This is a genomic window from Rhodococcus jostii NBRC 16295 (genome assembly GCF_001894825.1).
GTDB lineage: Bacteria > Actinomycetota > Actinomycetes > Mycobacteriales > Mycobacteriaceae > Rhodococcus_F > Rhodococcus_F jostii.
Map to the genome: position 1 here is coordinate 74,440 of NZ_BCWY01000005.1, position 21,487 is coordinate 95,926.

Below are 21,487 nucleotides of genomic sequence, written 5' to 3' on the forward strand. Positions count from 1 at the left end.
GCGCGACCTTCTCGACAACCTCTGTTCACATTTCACGAAGGAGACCTCTCATGACGTTCGAACCCAAGGCGGCGACCGCGGAGACGATCGCAGCCAATCAGGCTGTGCTCGAACAGTTGCCGTTCGACGACCGCCGATCCTACGACGATGCTCGGCGAGGATTCATCGCCTCGATCGCCCCGAAGATCGTCACGGGTCCGGACGGATCGACGGTGTGGGATCTGGAACGCTTCGGATTTCTCGCGGGCTCGTCGCCGGACACGGTCAACCCCAGCCTCTGGCGGATGGCCCAATTGAACATGAACCACGGCTTGTTCAAGGTGGTCGACCGCATCTATCAGATCCGTGGCCTCGACATCTCCAACATGACCGTCGTCGAGGGCGACACCGGTTACGTCGTCATCGATCCCCTGCTCACCGCGGAATCCGCGGCCGCGGGCATGCAGTTGGTACGGGAACATCTCGGCGACAGGCCGATCCGAGCAATCATCTACACGCACAGTCACTCCGATCATTTCGGTGGCGTGAAGGGCATCGTGTCGGAGGACGACGTGCGGTCGGGCGCGATCAGGATCGTGGCGCCGACAGGGTTCATGGCGCACGCGATCAGTGAGAACGTCTACGCGGGCACACCGATGACCAGGCGTGCGCACTACATGTACGGCGTCACGTTGCCACCCGGCGCGCGGGGGCTCGTCTCCACCGGTCTGGGCATCGCATTGGCCAGGGGCACAACCACTCTCCTCGAGCCAACCGACCTCGTCACGGAGAGCGGGCAGGAACTCACTCTCGACGGAGTTCGGATCGTCTTCCAGTTCACTCCGGACTCCGAGGCGCCTGCGGAGATGAATTTCCACTTCCCCCAATTCCGCGCACTGTGCATGGCGGAGAACGTCTCTCACAACATGCACAACCTCTACACGCTGCGAGGTGCGCAGATCCGCGACGCTGCGGCCTGGAGTGACTACATCCACGAGGCGCTGGAGCAGTTCGGTGCGGAATCCGATGTCCTGTTCATCAGTCACCACTGGCCCGTGTGGGGCAGGGCGAACATTCAGGAATTCCTGGAGAAGCAACGGGACCTCTATCGATTCCTGCACGACGAGACTCTGCGGCTCGCCGCTCACGGCCACACCATGGTCGAGATCGCCGAGATGATCGAACTACCGGACAGTCTCGACTCGTTCTGGGCGAACCGCGGCTACTACGGCACCCTCGATCACAACGTCAAGGCCGTGTATCAGAAGTACCTCGGCTGGTTCGACGGCAATCCTGCCAACCTGCATCCGCACGAACCAGTGGCGGCCGGCGCACGCTACGTCGACTTCATGGGCGGACCGGATGCCGTTCTCGAGAAGGCGCGCCGATCTTTCGACGACGGCGACTACCGGTGGGTCGTGCAGGTCGTCAATCATGTCGTCTTCGCCGACCCGGGAAACCGGGATGCGCTGAACCTGCAAGCGGACGCCCTCGAACAACTCGGTTACCAGGCCGAATCGGCACCGTGGCGCAACTTCTACCTCACCGGCGCCCAGGAGTTGCGTGACGGCGTGGCAGTACGAGGTCGTGGAGCGGCGTCGCCGGACGTTCTGGCAGCCATGACCACAGACATGCTGCTGAACTACCTGGCCATCAGACTCAATGGGCCCAAAGCTGCCGAACACGACCTCGGCATTCGGATCCGGGTGTCCGACACCGAAGAACAACGCCTCGTGCGAGTGCGACGCGGCGTCCTGATCCGCAGCGCCCACCCCCAGAAGGCCGACGCGCCTGCCGACGTCTCGGTCGAACTGGACCGCGGCACGCTGGCGATGCTGGTGCTCGGAAGACTCTCCGTGGACGACGCGATCGCCGCGGGCGCCTCCGTCCTCAGCGGTGACAGTGAAGCGTTCTACGAGTTGTTCGCGTTGTGCGATCACTTCGAGCCCAGCTTCGACATCGTGACGCCGTAGGGAAGTGCGTGCGGTCCAGCGCCTATAGGGACAACCGAACGGTCCGACCTCGTATTGCCCGTTGATGACGTGGCGGTACTTGGATGTGATGGAGGCATCGCTCCTGAGGTGCCGGCAACGGGCATCACGCGGGGCCACACTACCTGAGCCGAGACATGTCGGAGGTCTTCATGGCGATTACGGATATGCACTCCCGCGATGTCGGTCGCAGACCCCACCGGGTCGGCGATCGACGCGCGTGGGGCATCGTGCTGTTCCTGTTCTTGTTCCTCACTCTGAATTTTGCCGACAAGGCGGCGGTCGGACTGTCGAGTCAGCAGATTCGCCACGACCTCGGCCTCACCGCCGGCCAGTACGGGCTACTCAGCAGTGCATTCTTCTGGTTGTTCGCGGTGGGTGCGGTCACGTTGTCCGCAGTTCTCCGCAAGATCTCCTACACCTGGGGCGCAGCGCTTCTCATGCTCGCCTGGATTCTCAGCATGGCGCCGCTCACGGTGCCGACATCGTTCGGTGTGCTGATCACGTGCCGAATTGTGCTGGGCTTTTTCGAAGGACCTGCACACGCGCTGTGCCAGTCGATCGTGGCCGACCGTTTCGCTCCCGAAAAGCGGGCGACGGCCGGCGCCATCGTCAATGCGGGTTCGTCGGTCGGCCCTCTGATCGCCGCACCCACCCTCACCTGGGTGATTCTGGCGTGGTCGTGGCACGCCGCCTTCGTCGTCCTCGTCGCGGTCGGGGTGCTCTGGCTGATCGGTTGGCTGTGGTACGCAGACCAGTTGCCGTTCAGGAAGACCGAAGGAGGTGACGGCACTCCTGAGGTCCACGATGCGAACAGTGACATCGTCGTTCCCTTCCGTCGTCTCCTGATGCTGCGAAGCTTCTGGGGCCTGGTGATGCTGTCCTTCGCCGGTTACCTGATCTCCTCGTTGAAAGTGGCGTGGTTGCCGGCCTACCTGAACGAGGGACTCGGATACTCGGCGGGCACGGTGGGAGCGCTGGTGACGATTCCCTACGTCGTCGCGGTCGTGGTCCTGCTGTCCGCGGGGATACTGTCGGGCCGATTACTGCGCAGAGGCCACTCGTCGCGGGTTGCCCGCGGGTATCTCACAGGTGCGTATCTGGTGGCCGGCGGCCTGTCGATGATGATCTTCACCCAGCTCGACCCGGGGCCGATGCAACTGGTGTTCGTGATCGCGGCGTTCGCGGTCAACAGTGTCGCCTTCTCGGTGGCGTTCGCCGGTGCGTCGGACTTCCTTCCTGCCCGTCAACGAGTCGCGTTCTTCGGCTGCATCATTGCCGCGTACAGCGTCGCCGGGATCGTGGCGCCGTATGCGCTCGGGCTCATCGTCGAGCATTCGCCCACCGCCGCCGCCGGGTATTCGACCGGCTTCCTCTGCGTCGGCGTCACCGTGTGCGTGCTGGGTGTGATCGGCGGTGTGATGCTCGACCCGGAGAAGGCCCGAGCGACGCTCGAGGATCTGACTGCCGTCGATGCGGAGCGGGAGGGCCGGTGAGTACGAACAGGAACGGCGGACCGCTGTCCGGCATCCGGGTACTCGACCTCGGTCAGTACATCGCCGGGCCGAGTGCGGGACAGACCCTCGCCGACCTCGGTGCGTCCGTGCTGAAGGTGGAGAGTCTGCGCGGCGATCAGGCGCGTCGAGTCGGAGTCTTCGGTGAGGCGATGGTGCGGGCTTACAACCGGGACAAGGACAGCATTGCCCTCGACCTCGGTCATCCGGAGGCGCGGACGATCCTTCATCGGCTGCTGGCAGACACGGATGTGCTGGTGCAGAACTTCCGATCCGGATCCGCGGAGCGGCTGGGAATCGGGCCCGAGGAACTGCGTCGGCGCTATCCCCGCCTGGTGTACGCGAGCGTCACGGGATTCGGGTCGGAGGGACCGTCGCGAACGAGGCCGGGACTCGACATCGCCGCACAGGCGGAATTCGGTCTCATGCACGCGACCGGTGCCGCCGACGGTGCGCCCCAACGGCTCGGATTCCCCGCCGCGGACGTGACGGCGGCCAATGCGCTGGCGACGGGCATACTCGCCGCACTGTACGAACGGGAATCGACCGGACGGGGTGCACACGTCGAGACGTCGTTGATGGAAGCCGTGTTGTCCGTACAGTCCACGAGCTGGGGGGAGTACACCCTTACCGGCGACGCCCCGCGTCGCCGGGGAAACGGTCAGGCCCACGCGGCACCTGCAGCCGACGTCATTCGGGTCGCCGACGGAATGATCGTCCTGTCCGCGTACACCAGCGAAAAATGGTCTGCACTCTGCCATCTCGTCGGACGTCCCGACATGATCGGCGATCTACGGTTCGTCGACAACGCCGCGCGGGTCGAGCACCGGGCCGAGTTGCTGTCGACCCTCGGCGACGCATTCGCCGGAATGACGCGGGACCAGGCGGTTGCGCTGCTCTCGTCGGCCCAGATCGTCTGCGGCGCAATCCGATCCTTCGACGACGTCGTCGAGGACAAGGATGTGCTCGCATCCGGCATCCTCGTCGAAGTCGCTGCATCGGAGGGTGATTCGTTCACCAGCCCGGGTCTGGCATTCACTCTCGACGGGCGTCGCCGCACCTCTTCGGCGGCCGCACCCGCGGTGGGCCGGGACACCGTTCCCGTCCTGGAGCAACTCGGCTTCACGGACGATGAAATTTCCAGGCTGTTCGACGGCCACGTCGTCGCCGGCGCCACTTCCCACCGAACCACGTCGAAAGGCACTCGCTCATGATCGACCCCGACGTTCTCGACCAGGATTTCCCGACATACCTGAAGACCATCGCCGAATTCACCGAGAACGAATTGATTCCCGCCGAGAACGAGATGGTGGAGGCCGGTGAGGTTCCTGCCCGCATCCTCGCGCGAATGGCTTCTCTCGGTTTGTTCGGCATTTCCATCCCGCGCGCGTATGGCGGTCTCGAGTGGTCGATGGAACAGCAGGTGCGGCTCACTCTCGAGTTCACCCGCGCGTCGTGCGTCTACCGGTCACGCTTCTCGACCGTGATCGGATTGTGCTCGCAGGCGATCCTCGACCACGGCACCGAGGAGCAGCGCAGGAGGATGCTTCCCTCAATGGCCGCCGGTGAACTGGTCACGGCGTTCGCGCTGACGGAGGAGTCGGCGGGTTCCGATGCCGCCCACCTGCGTACCACCGCTGTGCGCGACGGCGACGGGTATGTGCTGGACGGGAGCAAGCGGTACATCACGAACGCCGCGTGGGCGGACGCGTTCCTGGTCTTCGCCCGCACGAGCGAGTCCGACGAGGGGGCGGGCGGGGTGTCGGCCTTCATCGTGGATGCCGCGTCGCCCGGTGTGCGGACGGCCCTGCCCACCGTCATGAACGGGCACGCGGAGGCACCCGTCGGTGAGATCTACTTCGACGGTGTGAGGGTGCCCGCCGCCAACCTCCTCGGTGACGTCGAAGGCACGGGACTGTCGATGGCGTTGCGCGGCATCAACCACGCCCGCCTGCACGTCGCGGCGACCTGCGTCGGCCAGGCGACCCGGATCCTGGAGGAGACGACGGCACACGTCCTGGGCCGCAAGCAGTTCGGTGCTCCGCTGGCCGATCTCGGCGCAGTCCAGGCGACCCTCGGCGCGTGCTTCGCGGAGCTCGAGGCGGGACGGGCCCTGACCGTCGAGTGTGCTCGAACCTTCGACGAGGGTGCGATTCCACGCCACCGCATCGCGGCGGCCAAGCTGTACAGCTCGGAGATGGCGAGCCGGGTGGCCGACCGCTGTGTTCAACTGCTGGGCGGCGAGGGCATCGTCGGCCCGCACCCGGTGCCGCGCATGTGGCGCGATGTCCGCGCATTGCGGATCTATGAGGGATCCTCTCCGGTCCACGAACGAAACCTGGCCAAGGCGATGATCCGACAGGTGGCAACCGACGGCACACTTCCCAATTCGTATCGCGTGTGAGCGAGGACGGCGGCCGGTTCGACGAAGGGATGATGGACTGATGGACATCCGTCAGCTCGAGTACTTCCTCGCTGTGGTCGAGCACGGCGGCGTCAACCGCGCCGCCCAGCACCTCCACGTGGCGCAGGCATCGCTCTCGCAGGGCATCCGTCAACTCGAGCGTGAACTGAAGCTGAGCCTGTTTCACCGCACCGGGCGGAACCTGGTACTCAACCCGGCCGGGCAGCTGCTGCTGGAGCCTGCCCGGAAGGTGCTCGACGACCTCCTGGCAGCGCAGGACATCATGCGCGGGGCCCGCGAACTGCAGGTGGGGTCGATCACTATCGGGACGATGCCGGAGATGTCGAGTGAGGCCGTCGCCGCCTGGAGTGGATCGTTCACTCGATTGCATCCCGACATCCGGATCGATCTGTCCGAGTTCGCGAGCGCGGCAGACCTGTGCGATGAGGTGCTCACGGGCCACTGCGAGCTGGGATTCACGACGTTTCCGGTGCCGACCGACAACCTCGACAGTGTGGAGTTGGGTGTGCAACGACTCTTGCTCGTCATGCCTCCGGGCACCGATCCGGTCGACGCCCGGGAGCCGCTCGAACTGGCCCGGCTCGAAGGTGTTCCGCTGGTGACGAGCAGTTCGGCACTGCGCGAGAACGACATCGTCGCCACCGTGCTCCGGCGCGAGTCGGTGGTTCCCCGAATCAGCGCGCAGGTGCCGAATCGACACGCGCAGATGACCCTCGTGCTCAATGGTGCGGCGAGCGCGTTCCTTCCCTTGCGGATGGCGACGGCCGCACACAGATCAGGAGCGGTGGTGGCGGAAACACGACCCGAAATTTGTACGCCGTTCGGAATCGTGCACCGGCCGGGCTCGCTGAACCCGGCGGCGAAGAGCTTCGTCATCCAGAGCCACGCGGACCTGGCGCACTGGAACGCGCTCATCGCCGGCCATCGAGCGGACGGTGCCTCGCTGCTCCACGCGGCACTGCTCGCCGACGACGAACTGAACGCCGACAGACGCACCGCGTCGGACGCCGAGAGACGCACCGCGTCGGACGCCGAGAGACGCACCGCGTCGGACGCCGAGAGACGCACCGCGTCGGAGGAAACGATCGCGAATGCCTGACGGGTTCACGTTTCGCTCCGGGAAGGACCCGGATCCACGGTTCACACTGGCCAACGAACGGACGTACCTGGCGTGGCTGCGGACCGCGACGGCGTTCGTGGCCTCGGGTGTCGGCCTGGAAGCGTTCGCGGGGGAGGCGCTTGCTCCGGCGATCCGCACGCCTCTCGCCGCCGTTCTGCTGATCGCCGGCGGTGTGATCGCGATTGCGTCGTTCACCCACTGGATTGCCGCCGAACGCGCGCTGCGGGCCGGACGGTCGTTGCCGGTGCCGGTGATGATGCCGATCGCCGGCGCGGTCCTGGCCGTCTGCGCGTCGGCTCTCCTCTTCGGCCTGGCGACAACCTGAGTGAGCGATCTGCCATCACCCGACAAGGGACTCCAGGTCGAGCGGACATCGCTCGCGTTCACGCGTACGGCGCTCTCGATACTCGGGGTGGTTGCGGCATCGCTTCGCTGGCTGCCGCCGATCGGGTCGGCGACGGTCGTGGGTCCGGTGATCGCCGGCCTCCTCGTCGTCGGGGTCACGACCGTCGAGTGGCGCCACCGGCCTGCGCGCCTGTCGCTGTTCGCCACCGAACGCGCCCGGCCGATGACGGGCACGGGTGCGTTGCTCGGGTTGAGCGTCGTGGTGCTGAGTGTCGCCGGACTGTCGGCGATTGTCCTCTGAGAACGGTCGGTGCTCGTTCACCTCACGGACGTGGCGGCGATCATTTCGTCGTCGCCAGGTCTTCGCGCGCTCTTGACGGCGCCCACCCGGGCGGTCCGAAGACGTAACCCAGCTTGTCGCGCCAGGACGAGGCCCGGCGCCAGTCCCGTGCGATGGCGGCGTATTCGTGGGTCTGCAGCTTCCATATGTTGTAGGTGCCCACCGGCTTGGTGAGTCCGTAGGTGGGGCGGTGGGTTTCGGGTTGGAAGGTGCCGAACATCCGGTCCCACACGATGAGGATTCCGGCGTAGTTGCGGTCGAGGTATTCGGGGTCGCAGCCGTGGTGGACGCGGTGGTGGGAGGGTGTGTTGAAGACGAATTCGATGGGGCGGGGGAGTGTGTCGATGCGCTCGGTGTGGACGAAGAACTGGTAGACGAGGTTCACGGAGAATCCGATGAACACCATCCACGGGGGAATGCCGATCAGCGGCAACGGAATCCACATCAGGATCTCGGCGCTGTTGTTCCATTTCTGCCGCAGCGCGGTGGAGAAGTTGAAGTACTCGCTCGAGTGGTGCGCCTGGTGGGTGGCCCAGATCAGCCGGATGCGGTGTGACATCCGGTGGTACGTGTAGAACAGCACGTCGACGCCGAGGATGAGGATCACCCACGTGTACCAGGCGTCGGCGGGCAGATGCCACGGCGCGAGGTACACCCAGATGGCGGAGTATCCGATCAGGGCGAGGAGTTTCCAGAACGTCGTCGTCAGAATCGACACGGCACCCATCGCGACGCTGGCCCGCGCGTCGCGGCGTTCGTAGCCGCCCCGAACCGGGCGGGACCGTCCGTCAGGGTCGGTGGCTGCGTCCTCGAGGTGCCGGGCTGCGAACCATTCGATCGCCAGAAACAGGACGAACGCCGGGATGGCCAGTGTCACCGGTTCGTGCAGTGGCATCAGCAGCGCCGAGTTCCAAGCCGACGTCACGGTGTCCCACATTGCTTCCTCCGCGACAAGACGAGCGTCCAGGTCAATGTACCGCGACGTGACGGGCATCACTGAGTTGCCCATTTTCATACTCGGGTGGTAGGAATTCGGTGTGCACATCACCGCCAAGGTGGACTACGCCGTGCGGACGCTGATCGAACTGGCCGCTGCCGGGCCGTCACCGTCCAAGGCCGAATTCCTGGCACAGTCGCAGACCATCCCGCACAAGTTCCTCGAGGCCGTCCTCGCCGATCTCCGGCGCGGGGGACTGGTGAACAGCAGGCGCGGCCCCGACGGCGGCTACTGGCTCGCCCGCCCCGCCGAGGACATCACCATCGCCGACGTGATCCGGACCGTCGAGGGCCCGCTGGCGTCGGTGCGCGGTGAGCGACCCGAGGACGTCGACTACTGCGGTCCGGCCGCCCCACTGCAGGACGTGTGGATCGCGGTGCGAGTGAACCTGCGTGCCGTGCTCGAGAACGTGAGCCTTGCGGACGTGGCGAATGGACAGTTGCCGAGTTTCCTCACCACTCTCACCTCCGACCCGGGGGCCTGGGAGCGTCGTTCCCGCCCGGCTACGTCGGCGGACGAGGGCGCAGTGCGCGGCTGATCGTCCGGCCGGCGGCGCGCACCAGCGGGACCAGCGCATTCACTGACGCGCCCTCCGCCGACACGACCAGTGACACGGCCGCGATCGCCGTTCCGGGGCGTTCGAAGATCGGTGCCGCGACGGAGACGGCGTCGAGGGTCACCTGCCGATCACTGATCGCGACCTCGGATCGGCGGATCTCGGCGAGCGTCCGCCGCAGTACGACGGGGTCGGTGACGGTCCGGTCGGTGAACTTCTCGATCGGCCCGGCCAGCACCTGATCCTGCACGTCGGCGGGCATGTACGCGAGCAGGGCCAGGCCGATGCCGGACGCCGTCAGCGGGAATCTGCCGCCGACGCGGGTGTGCACAGGCACGGCCTTCTGGCCGGCGATGCGTTCGACGAACACGACCTCGGTGCCCTCGCAGATTCCGAGTTGGACGTTCTCCCGGGTGATCTGCGACAGGTCCTCCATGACGGGCATCGCCAGTTCTCGGAGCATCGTGCCGCGGGGTGCGAGCGACGCGATCTCCCACAGCTTGAGGCCGACGGTGAAGCGTCCGCTGCTGTCCCGCTCGAGCGCGCCCCATTCGATGAGATCACTGGTCAGCCGGTGCACGGTGCTCAGCGGGTACCCGGACTTCCGGGACAGGTCGCTGAGGGTCAGCCGCGGAGCCGCGGGCGTGAAGAGTTCGAGGAGCCGCAACGAGCGGATGGTCACCGAACCGGTGATCGCCATGGCTCGTTCTCCATCTCACAGTTCCAATGTCAGACGTGGGCAGGTCGCACGCGAGACGCAGATCATCATAGTGTCGTTGGCGGCCTGCTCGTCTGCTGTGAGCAGGGAATCCCGGTGGTCGACCGTGCCGCCGAGGACGGCCGTCTCGCAGGTTCCGCACGTCCCCTCCTCGCAGGACGAGAGCACCTGGACGCCGGCGGCGGTGACGGCCTGCAGGATCGACTGCTCGGGGGCGACGGTGACGGTCGTGCCGCTGAGCGTCAGCTCCACCTCGAATCCCTCGGCCCGAACCGGCTCCTCGAGGTCCTTGGCGGCGAAGCGCTCGATGTGCAGGGCGCCCGACGGCCAGCCGTCGCAGTGACCGGTGACGGCGTCGAGCAGCGGCGCGGGTCCGCAGCAGTAGACGAGCGTGTTGTCGCGGACCTCGCCGAGCAGGCCGGGCAGGTCGATCAGGCCGCGCTCGTCCTGGGGATGGACCACCACCTTGTCGCCGAAGTGCGCGACCAGGGTGTCGGCGAACGCCATCGAACTGCGGCTGCGTCCGCCGTACACCAGGGTCCAGTCGGCGCCGGCGTTCTCCGCCGCCCGCGCCATCGTGAGGATCGGGGTGATTCCGATGCCACCGGCGATGAACACGTACCGCGGCGACGGCTCGAGTTCGAATTGATTGCGCGGCCCGCGGACGGTGACGCGGTCGCCCTCGCTCAGCTTGTCGTGCACGAACTGGGAACCGCCGCGGCCCAGCGTCTCCCGCAGCACGGCGACCCGCCACGTTCCGGTGTCGGCCGGGTCGCCGCACAGCGAATACTGCCGGGTGAGCTCCGGGGTGAGCACCAGATCGATGTGCGCGCCGGGCGTCCACGCCGGCAGGTCGGCGCCGGACGGGTCGCGGAACTCGAGGACGACGACGCCGTCGGCGCCAGTGGTCCTGGTGGACAGCTGCAGGTCGAGTACGGGTTCGGGTGCGGTAGGCATGGCGGTCTCTCCGGGGTCAGACGGGAACGGGAGCGGATTCCGGCGCGGCAGGAGGTGGCGTAGCAGGCACCGGCGGCTCGGCGAGGTGGTGTCCCTCGGGGTGGGCGAGCAACCACTCCCACAGGGCGGCGGGTTCTTCGGCCACGTGGCGGGCACCGCAGTGGCACTCGCCCTCGAGCAGATCCGAGCCCGGGAGCCACACGATGCGCATCACGTTGGTGCCGCGGAGCATTCTGGTCGGTTCCACGGGCTCAGCCCGCCGCCACGGCGGTGACGGCACGGGGCGCGTCCACCAGCTTCTTCAGGATCCGGCGTGCACCCAGTCCGCCGGCGTCGATGTTGATCGACAACTCCTGGTAGCCGTCCTTCTCGGTGTCCAGGGCCTGCTGCAGGACGTTCAGCGCCACGACGTCCTGCATCACGACGGTCCGGTTGTTCTCCGCCAGGAACGTCGTGACCTCGTCGTCGCCGAGGGCGAAGTCGCGGGCCACCGCCCAGAAGTCGAGGGTGGAATTCTCGGTGGACGGGGTGATCGCGTAGACGATCTCGGAGTGGAACGCGTGCGGGTCGGAGCCGTCGTCGCCGGGCAGCGGTGCGCCGACCGGGGCGATGCGGCTGTGCAGCAGGTACAGGCACGGCGGCGTGTACTCGATGTCCTGCCAGCGGGTGATGCGTCCCTCGATGCCGGTGGACGTGGAGTAGAACGGCGGGCACTCGGCGTCGTGCATGTGCCGGGACACGTAGATGATGTTCCGGTCCTCGTCGATCTCCGTGGTGATCGGGGTTTCGGCCACCTCGGGGGTGCCGATGTAGCCGCCGTGCAGGTACGTCTCGTGGGAGAGGTCCATCAGGTTGTCGACGAGCAGGCCGTAGTTGCAGTCGATCGGTTCCATACCGGACACCACCGTGTAGTCGGGGGAGTCCATCCACGGTGCGCGGGGGATGCGGGTGGGGTCGCCCTGCTCGGGGTTGTCCGGGTCGGCGATCCACACCCACACGAACGAGTCCTGCTCGACCACCTGGTACGAGCGCAGCCGGGCGGTGCGGGGAACGCGGGCCTGGCCGGGCACGAACACGCAGCCGCCGTCGCTGCCGTAGGTGAAACCGTGGTAGCCGCAGACCACCGTGTCGCCGTCGAGCCGGCTCGGCGCCTCCGACAGCGGGTAGCGGCGGTGCACGCAGCGGTCGCTCATCGCGACGGCGTCGCCGGCCTCGGTCCGCCAGAACAGGATCGGCTCCTCGCAGATGGTGCGGGAGAGCAGTTCGCGTCCGATCTCGCGGCCGTAGGCTGCGACGTACCACTGGTTGCGGGCGATCGTGGACATGAGGGCCTCCGGAATGTGCTGGGCTGCGGCGTAATTCGTGACGCCGGACTCGGTGAGGCATCGGCGTCGTCCCCATCACTGTGCGGCACCGGAGGTGATCCACCACACTCGGTTTCCGAATGTCGGAAGGATGAATTCCGTCAGGGCTTGCGCACGAGATAGGCGAACATCGTCACCGACATGTGAAAGTCGCCGCTGCGGGCGGCGGCGTTCAGCTGGTCGAGCAGTGCGACGCGCTCGGCCTCTGTGATCGCTCCCTCCGCGACGGCGGCGACGGACATCATCTGAACGAGCGGGCCGGTGGCGTCGTCGGGATCCTGGATCAGGGCCTCCGTGCCGATGTCCTCGACAGCGAGTCCGGCGGCGGTGAGCTGCCCGGGGAGTCGGCGCCCGGAGTGCGGGTTGGCGGTGCGCGAGAGCATCACGTCCATGATCCGCTGCAGCATCTCCGGTTCGCCGGGGTGCATGATCGCCGTCCCCCAGTCGCTGTCGACGATGACCGCGCGGCCGCCCGGTCGGAGGACCCGCGCGACCTCCGCCGCCGCGCGTTCCGGTTCGCTCAGGTGCTGGAAGACGCGCTCGCTCCGCACCACATCGAGGCGCTCGTCGGGGAAGGGCAGCGAGTACGCGTCGCCGACGACGAACTGCGCGGACGAGCCCGCCTCCTCGGTCCGCTCCCGGGCGAGGATCACCATCCCGGGGTTCGGGTCGAGTCCGATCGCGCGACCCGAGGCGGTGACCGCCGAGGCGAGGGCCCGTGTCTCCGATCCGGTGCCCGATCCGATGTCGAGTGCGCTCTCGCCGGGCTGCACGTGCAGGGCGGCCTGCGACCACTCGCGCAGCCGCCGGATACCCGGGCGCGCGGCTTGCAGGTCGAGAACGGAGGCGAGTTGGTCCAGTGCGGCGCGGTCGATCTCGTCCGCCCGGAAAGACAGCGGCGCCGTCGGATCGGACATGTTCCCACCGTAACGCCCCGGTGACTCCCGCCACAGTGTTGCGAGAACTGTGGGCAACAACATAAAAATTGCGCTCTCGCGCAAATTTGCAGAGCTCTGCAAGTTCTGTACCGTGGGAATAGTGATTTCGGAAATCGGACTGCGGGACCGCAAGAAGGCCGCCACCCGCGCAGCCCTCAGCGGCGCCGCCGCACGCCTGGCCCGTGCGCTGGGCATCGAATGCGTCACCGCCGACGCGATCGCGTCCGAGGCGGGGGTCTCGACTCGGACGTTCCACAACTACTTCTCCAGCAAGGAGGAGGCGGTACTCGCGCACTTCGAGCAGTCCGTCCACGACTGGGTGAACCTGCTCCGCGCCCGCCCCGAGGACGAGCCGATCTGGGATTCCCTCGAGCACGTGGTGGTCCAGATCGTCACCGATCCCGCGAAACCGCTCGAAGAGACCGCCGTGATGATGGAGCTCGTCGAGACCAGCCCCGCGCTGCTCGCGAAGAAGCTCGAAGTGCACCTGCGCGTCACCCGTCTGATCGGTGAGGTGATCGCCGAACGCACGGGCACGAACATCGACACCGACCTCTACCCCAACCTGCTGCATCTGACAGTCGGATCGGCGTGCAAGGCGGCGATCGACCTGTGGATGAGCGGCAGGTCCGGTGCGAGCGGACCCGAAGAACTGGTCCGTGACGCCATGCGTCAACTCCGGCAGGGAATCCCGCAGCCGTAGCCGGCTGCCCCGAACCACTCCTCGTTCCACCGACTCAGAAGGAGCCTCTCGTGGCCACCTATCTCTACCGGATCGGCAGATTCGCCTACCGGCGAAAAGGCGCGGTCCTCAGCGTCTGGTTGGTGATCCTGGTCCTCATGGGCGTCGGGGCGGCCACGCTGTCCGGGCCGACCAAGGACTCGTTCTCCATCCCGGGCACCCCCGCGCAGCAGGCGCAGGACCTCATGGCCGAGCGCTTCCCCGAAGCCGCCGGCAGCGACCCGATGAACGCGGTCAGCGCGCGATACGTGTTCGCCGCACCCGAGGGCCAGACCCTCGAGAGCGAGCAGAGCCGTCAGGCGATGGACGCGGTGCTCACCAAGGTGCGCGGCATCGAGCAGGTGCAGGACGCCGCCAAGGTCGATCCCGCCACCGCCTCGGGCGCCGACGCCGCGAAGGCACTGGTCAACCCCGTCACCGCGAACGAGCAGCTCGTCGAGATGGCGAAGTCGTCCGCGGCAGACAAGGACATCAGCGAACAGACGGCCGTCGCGAACGCGGAGGCGCTGTCGCCGCTCAACTCCGACAAGACCGTCGGCTACGTCGAGGTGCCGTTCAAGGGCGGCATGGGTGACGTCGACCAGGCGCTGCGCGATCAGATCTCGTCCGCGGCCGACGCAGGCCGCAACGCCGGACTGACCGTCGAGATCAGTGGTTCCGCCGCCAACGAAGCCGAGCCGCCGGGCGGTGCCACCGAACTCGTCGGCATCGGCGTGGCCGCCGTCGTGCTCGCCCTGACGTTCGGTTCGCTCGTCGCCGCGGGCCTGCCGCTGATCACCGCGATCATCGGCATCATGATCGGCAGTCTCGGCATCACCGTCGCCACCGGGTTCACCGATCTCAGCTCGATGACGCCCACGCTGGCCATCATGATCGGCCTGGCCGTCGCCATCGACTACTCACTGTTCATCGTGTCCCGATTCCGGCACGAACTCTCGCTCACGGAGGACCGCGCCGAAGCGGCAGGACGTGCCGTCGGCACCGCCGGATCCGCCGTGGTGTTCGCCGGGCTCACCGTCATCATCGCGCTGATTGCCCTGCGCGTCGTCGGGATCCCGTTCCTCTCCGACATGGGTGCGGCCGCCGCGTTCACGGTGTTCATCGCCGTCTCGATCGCGCTGACCCTCCTGCCCGCGATCCTCGGGTTGTTCGGGAAGAAGGCGTTTGCCGGGAAGATCCCGTTCCTCAGCAGTCGTGACCTCGAAAACGACGAGGGCAAGCCGAGTCTCGCGCTGCGCTACATCAGCGCCGTGGTCCGCCGGCCCGCGATCCCGCTGATCGCCGGAGTCGTGGTGCTCGGGGCGCTCGCCATTCCCGCGACGGGGCTGAGCCTGGCTCTGCCGAGCGAGGGCACCGGCGACCCCGCCACCAGCTCGCGGCAGGCCTACGACCTGGTGAGCGAGGGCTTCGGCCCCGGCAAGAACGGTCCGCTGCTCGTCGTCGTCGATGCCAAGGACGTCACCACCGGCACCCCGTCCGAGGCGTTCGGTGAGGTCGTGAAGACCATCACCGCGCAGGACGACGTGTCCAACGCTCAGGTCGTGGGAGTGAACAAGGCCGGCGACACCGCGCAGATTCTGGTGACGCCGAGCAGTGCCCCGAGCGATCCGGCCACCATGAGCCTCGTCGACAACATCCGTGGGGCCGAGGCCGCCCTGCACGACTCGATCGGCGTCAACTACGGCGTCACCGGGCAGACCGCGCTCGAAGGCGACGTGTCCGAGACGCTGCAGGACGCGCTGATCCCGTACCTCGCGGTGGTCGTGGGCCTGGCGTTCCTCCTGCTGCTGCTGGTGTTCCGCTCGGTGCTCGTGCCGCTGACCGCCACGCTCGGATTCCTCCTCAGCGTCGCGGCCACCTTCGGTGCCACGGTCGCGGTGTTCCAGGAAGGCTGGGGCGGCATCATCTCCAACCCGCAGCCGATCGTCAGCTTCATGCCGATCTTCCTGATCGGTGTCGTGTTCGGTCTCGCGATGGACTACCAGGTGTTCCTGGTGACCCGGATGCGGGAGGAGTACGTGCACGGCGCGACCGCGAAGCAGGCCGTCACCGTCGGTTTCAACCACGGCGCCCGGGTGGTCAGCGCCGCCGCGGTCATCATGATCTCGGTGTTCGCGGCCTTCATCGCCGAACCGAACTCGTTCATCAAGTCGATCGGCTTCGCCCTCGCGGCGGCCGTGTTCTTCGACGCCTTCGTCGTCCGCATGGTCATCATCCCGTCCGTGATGGCACTGCTCGGCGACAAGGCCTGGTGGCTGCCGAAGTGGCTGGACAAGATCCTGCCCAACGTCGACATCGAGGGCGAGAAGCTGAAGAAGGTGCTGCACGACGCCGACGAGCCGCTGCAGCCCGTCCGGTAGGCGGCTCCGCCGCCCGTGAGTGGTTGACGAGCCTCTGGACTCGTCAACCACTCACAAGGCCGCAGGCCCCCCGAAAATCCGCGGGCCTGCGGTCGTTTCTGTTGGTAACCTTCGGACATAATGATGACCCGCCAGGATCGCTGCCCATGTTGAATGCCCTGCTCACCACGTACCTCCGCCCGTACAAGCGGGAACTCACGGCGGTCGTCCTGTTCCAGCTCGTCGCGACCGCGGCCGCCCTGTACCTGCCCAGCCTCAACGCCGATCTCATCGACAACGGCGTCACCAAGGGCGACACCGCGTACATCCTGTCGACGGGCGTCATGATGCTGCTCGTCACCGTCGTGCAGATCATCTGCTCGATCGGTTCGGTGTTCTTCGGTGCCCGTGCCGCAATGGGTTTCGGGCGCGACGTGCGCCGCGCCGTGATGCATCAGGTCGGGAGCTTCTCGTCCCGCGAATTCGGCCGCTTCGGCGCGCCGTCCCTGATCACCCGCAACACCAACGACGTGCAGCAGGTGCAGATGCTCGTCGTGATGAGCTGCACCATCCTCGTGATGGCGCCGATCATGTGCGTCGGCGGTGTCGTGATGTCGATCCGGGAGGACGCCGGGCTCGCCTGGATCCTGGCGGTCACCGTGCCGGTACTCGCACTGTCCATGGGCTTCGTGATCTCGCGGATGGTGCCCGCGTTCCGGGAGATGCAGACCCGCATCGACGGGGTCAACCGGGTGCTCCGTGAGCAGATCACCGGCATCCGGGTGGTGCGGGCATTCGTCCGCGAGCGCTCCGAGATGCAGCGGTTCGGCGACGCGAACGAGCAACTCACCCAGACCGCCCTGCGGGTCGGCAGGCTGACCGCGGTGATGTTCCCCCTCGTGATGGTCATCGCGAACATCACCAGCGTCGCCGTCATCTGGTTCGGCGGTCACGAGATCAACGGCGGCACCATGCAGGTCGGCTCGCTCACCGCGATGCTCAGCTACATCATGCAGATCCTGATGTCGGTGATGATGGCGTCGTTCATCGCGATGATGGCGCCCCGCGCCACCGTCTGCGCCGAACGCATCGGCGAGGTGCTCGCCACCGATTCCACCGTGGTCCCGCCCGCGGAACCGGTCACCGTGCTGGAGAACCCCGGCGTGGTGGAACTGCGCGACGCCCAGTTCAAATTCCCCGGCGCCGACGAACCCGTGTTGCGCGACATCAGTTTCCGCGCCGAACCCGGCAAGACCACCGCGATCATCGGCGGCACCGGCTCCGGTAAGACGACGCTGCTGTCGCTGATCCCACGCCTCATCGACGCCACATCCGGTGCGGTCACCGTGTCCGACACGGACGTGCGTCGCATCGACCTGGACGTCCTGCGGGCCGGCATCGGGCTCGTTCCGCAGCGGCCGTACCTGTTCTCCGGCACCGTCGCCACCAACCTCCGGTACGGCAAACCCGACGCCACCGACGACGAACTGTGGCGGGCACTGGAGATCGCGCAGGCCGCCGATTTCGTGCGCGCCATGCCCGAGGGCCTCGACACGCCGATCGCGCAGGGCGGCACGACCGTCTCCGGTGGACAGCGGCAGCGTCTCGCCATCGCCCGCGCGCTGGTGCGTCGTCCGTCGATATACCTGTTCGACGACTCCTTCTCCGCCCTCGACCTCACCACCGACGCCCGGCTGCGTGCGGCCCTCAAACCCGAGACTTCGGACGCGTGCGTCATCGTCGTCGCCCAACGTGTGTCGACCATCGTGGAGGCCGAGCAGATCGTGGTCCTCGAGGACGGCGCGGTGGTCGGAATCGGAACGCACGACGAACTACTCGAGACATGTCCGTGTTACGTCGAGATCGTCGAATCCCAACGATCGGTCCAGGAAGCACTATGAGCGATCGCGCAACCACCACCGCCGAAAGGCCCGCCGGCCCGCGTATTCCGGGACCGGTCGCGCCGGGTGCCCCGGGGTCCAAGCCGCACGATCTGTGGCCGTCCACCAAGCGGCTGCTGAGGCGGCTGCGTCCGCACCGCATCACCGTCGGCGTCGTTCTCCTCGTCGCCGCCGTGTCCGTGGTGCTCACCTCGATCGCGCCGCGGATGCTCGGTCAGGGCACCAACCTGATCTTCGACGGCATCATCGGCAAGCAGTTGCCCGCCGGGATCTCGAAGGAACAGGCCGTGGCCGCACTGCGGGCCGACGGTCAGAACACGTTCGCCGACATGGTGTCCGGCATGGCCGTCGTGCCCGGTGTCGGTATCGACTTCAGCGCCCTCGGCCGGGTGCTGGCGATCGTGCTGGCCCTGTACCTGGGGTCGGCGGTGTTCATGTGGCTGTCGGGTTTCCTGCTGAACATCGTCGTGCAGGGTGTCGTGAAGAATCTGCGCGCCGAGGTCGAACGGAAGATTCATCGGCTTCCGCTGCGTTACTTCGACTCCCACTCCCGCGGCGACCTGCTCAGCCGCGTCACCAACGACATCGACAACGTGTCGCAGTCGTTGCAGCAGACGATGAGCCAGCTGATCGTGTCGGCGATGACGGTGATCGGCATCCTCGTGATGATGATCGTCATCTCGCCCCTGCTCGCGTTGATCGCGGTGCTGACGGTGCCGCTGTCGATCCTGGTGACCGCGCAGATCGCGAAGCGGTCCAAGACGCACTTCGTGTCGCAGTGGAAGTCCACCGGCGCCCTCAACTCTCACGTGGAAGAGGCATACACGGGCCACGAACTGGTCACCGTGTTCGGCCGCAGCCGTGAGGTGGAGGCCCGGTTCGAGGAGCAGAACGAGGCCCTCTACCAGGCCAGCTACCGGGCCCAGTTCATCTCCGGTCTGATCATGCCCGCGATCATGTTCCTCGGAAACCTCAACTTCGTGGCCATCGCCGTCCTCGGCGGCATGCGGGTGGCGTCCGGCACCATGAGCCTCGGCGACGTGCAGGCGTTCATCCAGTACTCGCGCCAGTTCACCCAGCCCCTCACCCAGATCGGGGCGATGGTCAACCTCATGCAGTCGGGTGTGGCGTCCGCCGAGCGGGTGTTCGCCGTCCTCGACGAGGACGAGGAGGAACCCGACCGCACCGATGCCCCGACCCCGGCGAATGCGCAGGATGCGGGTCGCGTCCATACGTCCGGCCGGGTCGAGTTCTCCGACGTGTCGTTCAGCTACTCCGCGGAGACGCCGCTGATCGAGAACCTGTCGCTGGTGGCCGAACCCGGTCAGATGGTCGCCATCGTCGGACCCACCGGCGCCGGCAAGACCACCCTCGTCAACCTGATCCTCCGGTTCTACGAGCTCGACGGCGGCAAGATCCTCCTCGACGGCGTCGACATCGCCGAGATGTCGCGCGACGACCTGCGGTCCCGCATCGGCATGGTGCTGCAGGACGCGTGGCTGTTCGGCGGCACGATCCGCGACAACATCGCATACGGGCGGCCCGACGCCACCGAGGAGGAAATCCAGGCGGCCGCGCGGATCAGCTACGTCGACCGGTTCGTCCACTCGCTGCCCGACGGCTACGACACCGTCATCGACGAAGAGGGCAGCAACATCAGCGCCGGCGAGAAGCAGCTCATCACCATCGCCCGGGCGTTCATCTCGCAGCCGTCGATCCTCATCCTCGACGAGGCGACGAGCTCCGTCGACACCCGCACCGAGCTGCTGGTGCAGCACGCGACCGCGGTCCTGCGCAGCGATCGCACGAGTTTCGTGATCGCGCACCGGTTGTCGACCATCCGCGACGCCGACCTCATCGTCGTCATGGAGGACGGCCGCATCGTCGAGCAGGGCAGCCACGAGAACCTGCTCCTCACCCGCGGCGCGTACTTCCGCCTGTACAACAGCCAGTTCGTGGGCGCCACTGCGTAACCGCCTGTGAGTACTTATCAACCGCGGGCGGTTAACAAGTACTCACAGGCAGGCGGCGGCACCCCCGGCTTGGAACGTGGCCGTGTCGCAGTAGGCGGACCGCGGGTAGTAGGGACCCATGGTGGTCGCGGGGTCGGTGTGCTGGTTCTGCGACGCCTGCACCGACTGCGGGTAGAAGGCGTCGGACGGCAGCATGTACCGCAGGAACAGCACCTTCTTCGCGACGTCGGTGGAACCCCAGGGGATGACGGTGACGGTGGGGTCGGATGCGGCGCGGGCGGGGACGTCCTGTGGGGCGGCGACGACGTAGGTGTAGTTGCCGTCGCTGTCGGTGCGGGTCTGGAAGTCGGCGGCGCAGGCGACGACCGGGTAGGGCGTCACCTGGTCGTTCTGGCACATCGACCAGTACCGCACCTGGCGGCCGGGGGCCGTGACGGGTTGGCCTGCACGGGTGTCGGGGAAGGTGGGCGCCCGGCCCTGTACGACGACGATGCGTCCGGGCTGGTACGTCAGCCCTGCCCCGACGTATTTGTTGTCGCCGTTGGGGAACAGGCCCGATGTGCTGGCGGGGTTCACGAACGTCGCCTCGGGCACGTTGCCGGGAAACGCACCGGACGCGGCTCCGGCGATGATCTGGTCGAATCCGGCCTCCGCGACCTGTCCGATGGGGCTGTTGTCGTAGTCGGACGGGTCGAATTCGGTCCCGCACGTCGGCACCGGCGACGTTCGGCCCCCGGACGTCAGTGTCACGTCGGGTAGCGGAACTCCGCCGGTGGGGGAGGCGGGGTCGTCGGGGACGTACACCCGGATGATGAGGAACCCGACCGGCACCGACTGCGCATCGGCCCCGGCCGGGAGGGCCTGAATCTGGTTGCGCGCGTGGTCGGCCGGCCCGGTCACGACCGCGGCGTGCCAGCGCCTCTGTGCGGTGGGCAGGGTGCCGGCGGCCGCGTCGGCGAACGGGTTTCCGCTGCCGGGGTCGGGGCCGATCTGGTTGTCGCGCAACGTGTCGACGGTGTCGAAGTTCGTCCCGTACGTGTTGAGGGAGAAATAGCGGGCAGCCGGGTAGGTGCCGCTCAGATCGATGGTGTCGCCGGGTGCCACAGCATAGGGCAGAACCCAGTACGTCGCGTTGGCGTCGGGGAAGGCGACGTCGAGCACGGTCGAGTCGGACATGAACTGCCACGCGCACTGCGCCGTCGGGGCGGGCTGAGCGGACGCGACCGACACCGCGCCCGACCACAGCATCAGGACCCACACGGCGGCAACGGCTTTCCCTGACATGGCC

Annotated in this window: 19 protein-coding genes; 12 read left to right on the plus strand and 7 right to left on the minus strand. The window is 67.1% G+C overall.

Annotation, left to right across the window (positions count from 1 at the left end; all coding sequences use genetic code 11):
* The first annotated feature begins 50 nt into the window (after nt 1-50).
* From RJ1_RS05595 to RJ1_RS05625, 7 genes are all read left to right on the plus strand, one after another.
* A complete protein-coding gene (locus RJ1_RS05595) occupies nt 51-1,952 on the plus strand; it encodes an alkyl/aryl-sulfatase (RefSeq protein ID WP_073358976.1) in 1,902 nt (633 codons plus the stop codon).
* A gap of 170 nt (nt 1,953-2,122) precedes the next feature.
* Nucleotides 2,123-3,466, plus strand: coding sequence for an MFS transporter (locus RJ1_RS05600; protein ID WP_073359122.1), 1,344 nt, complete (start codon nt 2,123-2,125; stop codon nt 3,464-3,466).
* Nucleotides 3,463-4,698: a CaiB/BaiF CoA transferase family protein gene (locus tag RJ1_RS05605; protein ID WP_073358977.1), complete on the plus strand. Its 1,236-nt coding sequence runs from the start codon at nt 3,463-3,465 to the stop codon at nt 4,696-4,698. The genes RJ1_RS05600 and RJ1_RS05605 overlap by 4 nt, the downstream gene beginning before the upstream one ends.
* Nucleotides 4,695-5,888: an acyl-CoA dehydrogenase family protein gene (locus RJ1_RS05610; RefSeq protein WP_073358978.1), complete on the plus strand. Its 1,194-nt coding sequence runs from the start codon at nt 4,695-4,697 to the stop codon at nt 5,886-5,888. The genes RJ1_RS05605 and RJ1_RS05610 overlap by 4 nt, the downstream gene beginning before the upstream one ends.
* A gap of 40 nt (nt 5,889-5,928) precedes the next feature.
* Nucleotides 5,929-7,008: a LysR family transcriptional regulator gene (locus RJ1_RS05615; RefSeq protein WP_083400549.1), complete on the plus strand. Its 1,080-nt coding sequence runs from the start codon at nt 5,929-5,931 to the stop codon at nt 7,006-7,008.
* The gene (locus RJ1_RS05620) at nt 7,001-7,354 is read left to right on the plus strand and encodes a YidH family protein (protein ID WP_073358979.1); all 354 of its coding nucleotides are present in this window, start codon (nt 7,001-7,003) and stop codon (nt 7,352-7,354) included. The genes RJ1_RS05615 and RJ1_RS05620 overlap by 8 nt, the downstream gene beginning before the upstream one ends.
* A complete protein-coding gene (locus RJ1_RS05625) occupies nt 7,355-7,675 on the plus strand; it encodes a DUF202 domain-containing protein (RefSeq protein ID WP_073358980.1) in 321 nt (106 codons plus the stop codon). It abuts the gene before it with no gap.
* Nucleotides 7,676-7,715: 40 nt separating this feature from the next.
* On the opposite strand, the gene RJ1_RS05630 is transcribed toward RJ1_RS05625, so the two are convergent.
* Nucleotides 7,716-8,651, minus strand: coding sequence for a sterol desaturase family protein (locus RJ1_RS05630; protein WP_073359123.1), 936 nt, complete (start codon nt 8,649-8,651; stop codon nt 7,716-7,718).
* 100 nt (nt 8,652-8,751) lie between these two features.
* On the opposite strand from RJ1_RS05630, the gene RJ1_RS05635 reads away from it, so the two are divergent.
* A complete protein-coding gene (locus RJ1_RS05635) occupies nt 8,752-9,249 on the plus strand; it encodes an RrF2 family transcriptional regulator (RefSeq protein ID WP_073358981.1) in 498 nt (165 codons plus the stop codon).
* On the opposite strand, the gene RJ1_RS05640 is transcribed toward RJ1_RS05635, so the two are convergent.
* From RJ1_RS05640 to RJ1_RS05660, 5 genes are all read right to left on the minus strand, one after another.
* Nucleotides 9,215-9,967 (minus strand): IclR family transcriptional regulator, encoded by a 753-nt coding sequence (locus tag RJ1_RS05640; RefSeq protein WP_073358982.1) that lies wholly within the window; start codon nt 9,965-9,967, stop codon nt 9,215-9,217. The genes RJ1_RS05635 and RJ1_RS05640 overlap by 35 nt on opposite strands.
* A 15-nt stretch (nt 9,968-9,982) precedes the next feature.
* Nucleotides 9,983-10,942, minus strand: a complete 960-nt coding sequence (locus RJ1_RS05645) for a PDR/VanB family oxidoreductase (protein ID WP_073358983.1) — start codon at nt 10,940-10,942, stop codon at nt 9,983-9,985.
* Nucleotides 10,943-10,958: 16 nt separating this feature from the next.
* Complete coding sequence (locus RJ1_RS05650; RefSeq protein WP_073358984.1) at nt 10,959-11,174, minus strand: hypothetical protein; 216 nt, start codon at nt 11,172-11,174, stop codon at nt 10,959-10,961.
* A 19-nt stretch (nt 11,175-11,193) separates the two neighbouring features.
* Nucleotides 11,194-12,267 (minus strand): aromatic ring-hydroxylating oxygenase subunit alpha, encoded by a 1,074-nt coding sequence (locus RJ1_RS05655; protein ID WP_073358985.1) that lies wholly within the window; start codon nt 12,265-12,267, stop codon nt 11,194-11,196.
* A 140-nt stretch (nt 12,268-12,407) separates the two neighbouring features.
* Nucleotides 12,408-13,223, minus strand: a complete 816-nt coding sequence (locus tag RJ1_RS05660) for a class I SAM-dependent methyltransferase (RefSeq protein WP_073358986.1) — start codon at nt 13,221-13,223, stop codon at nt 12,408-12,410.
* A 121-nt stretch (nt 13,224-13,344) separates the two neighbouring features.
* On the opposite strand from RJ1_RS05660, the gene RJ1_RS05665 reads away from it, so the two are divergent.
* The 4 genes from RJ1_RS05665 (at nt 13,345) to RJ1_RS05680 (ending at nt 20,199) form a co-directional block, all read left to right on the plus strand.
* Entirely contained in the window at nt 13,345-13,947 is a 603-nt protein-coding gene (locus RJ1_RS05665) for a TetR/AcrR family transcriptional regulator (RefSeq protein WP_073358987.1), read from the plus strand.
* A gap of 50 nt (nt 13,948-13,997) precedes the next feature.
* Entirely contained in the window at nt 13,998-16,346 is a 2,349-nt protein-coding gene (locus RJ1_RS05670; protein WP_073358988.1) for an MMPL family transporter, read from the plus strand.
* A gap of 146 nt (nt 16,347-16,492) precedes the next feature.
* On the plus strand, nt 16,493-18,226 hold the full coding sequence (locus tag RJ1_RS05675; RefSeq protein ID WP_073358989.1) for an ABC transporter ATP-binding protein: 1,734 nt from the start codon (nt 16,493-16,495) through the stop codon (nt 18,224-18,226).
* Complete coding sequence (locus RJ1_RS05680; RefSeq protein ID WP_073358990.1) at nt 18,223-20,199, plus strand: ABC transporter ATP-binding protein; 1,977 nt, start codon at nt 18,223-18,225, stop codon at nt 20,197-20,199. Before RJ1_RS05675 ends, RJ1_RS05680 begins: the two co-directional genes overlap by 4 nt.
* Nucleotides 20,200-20,241: 42 nt before the next feature.
* Here RJ1_RS05680 and RJ1_RS05685 read toward each other — a convergent pair whose 3' ends face one another.
* Complete coding sequence (locus RJ1_RS05685) at nt 20,242-21,483, minus strand: hypothetical protein (protein WP_073358991.1); 1,242 nt, start codon at nt 21,481-21,483, stop codon at nt 20,242-20,244.
* Between the last annotated feature and the right edge of the window lie 4 nt (nt 21,484-21,487).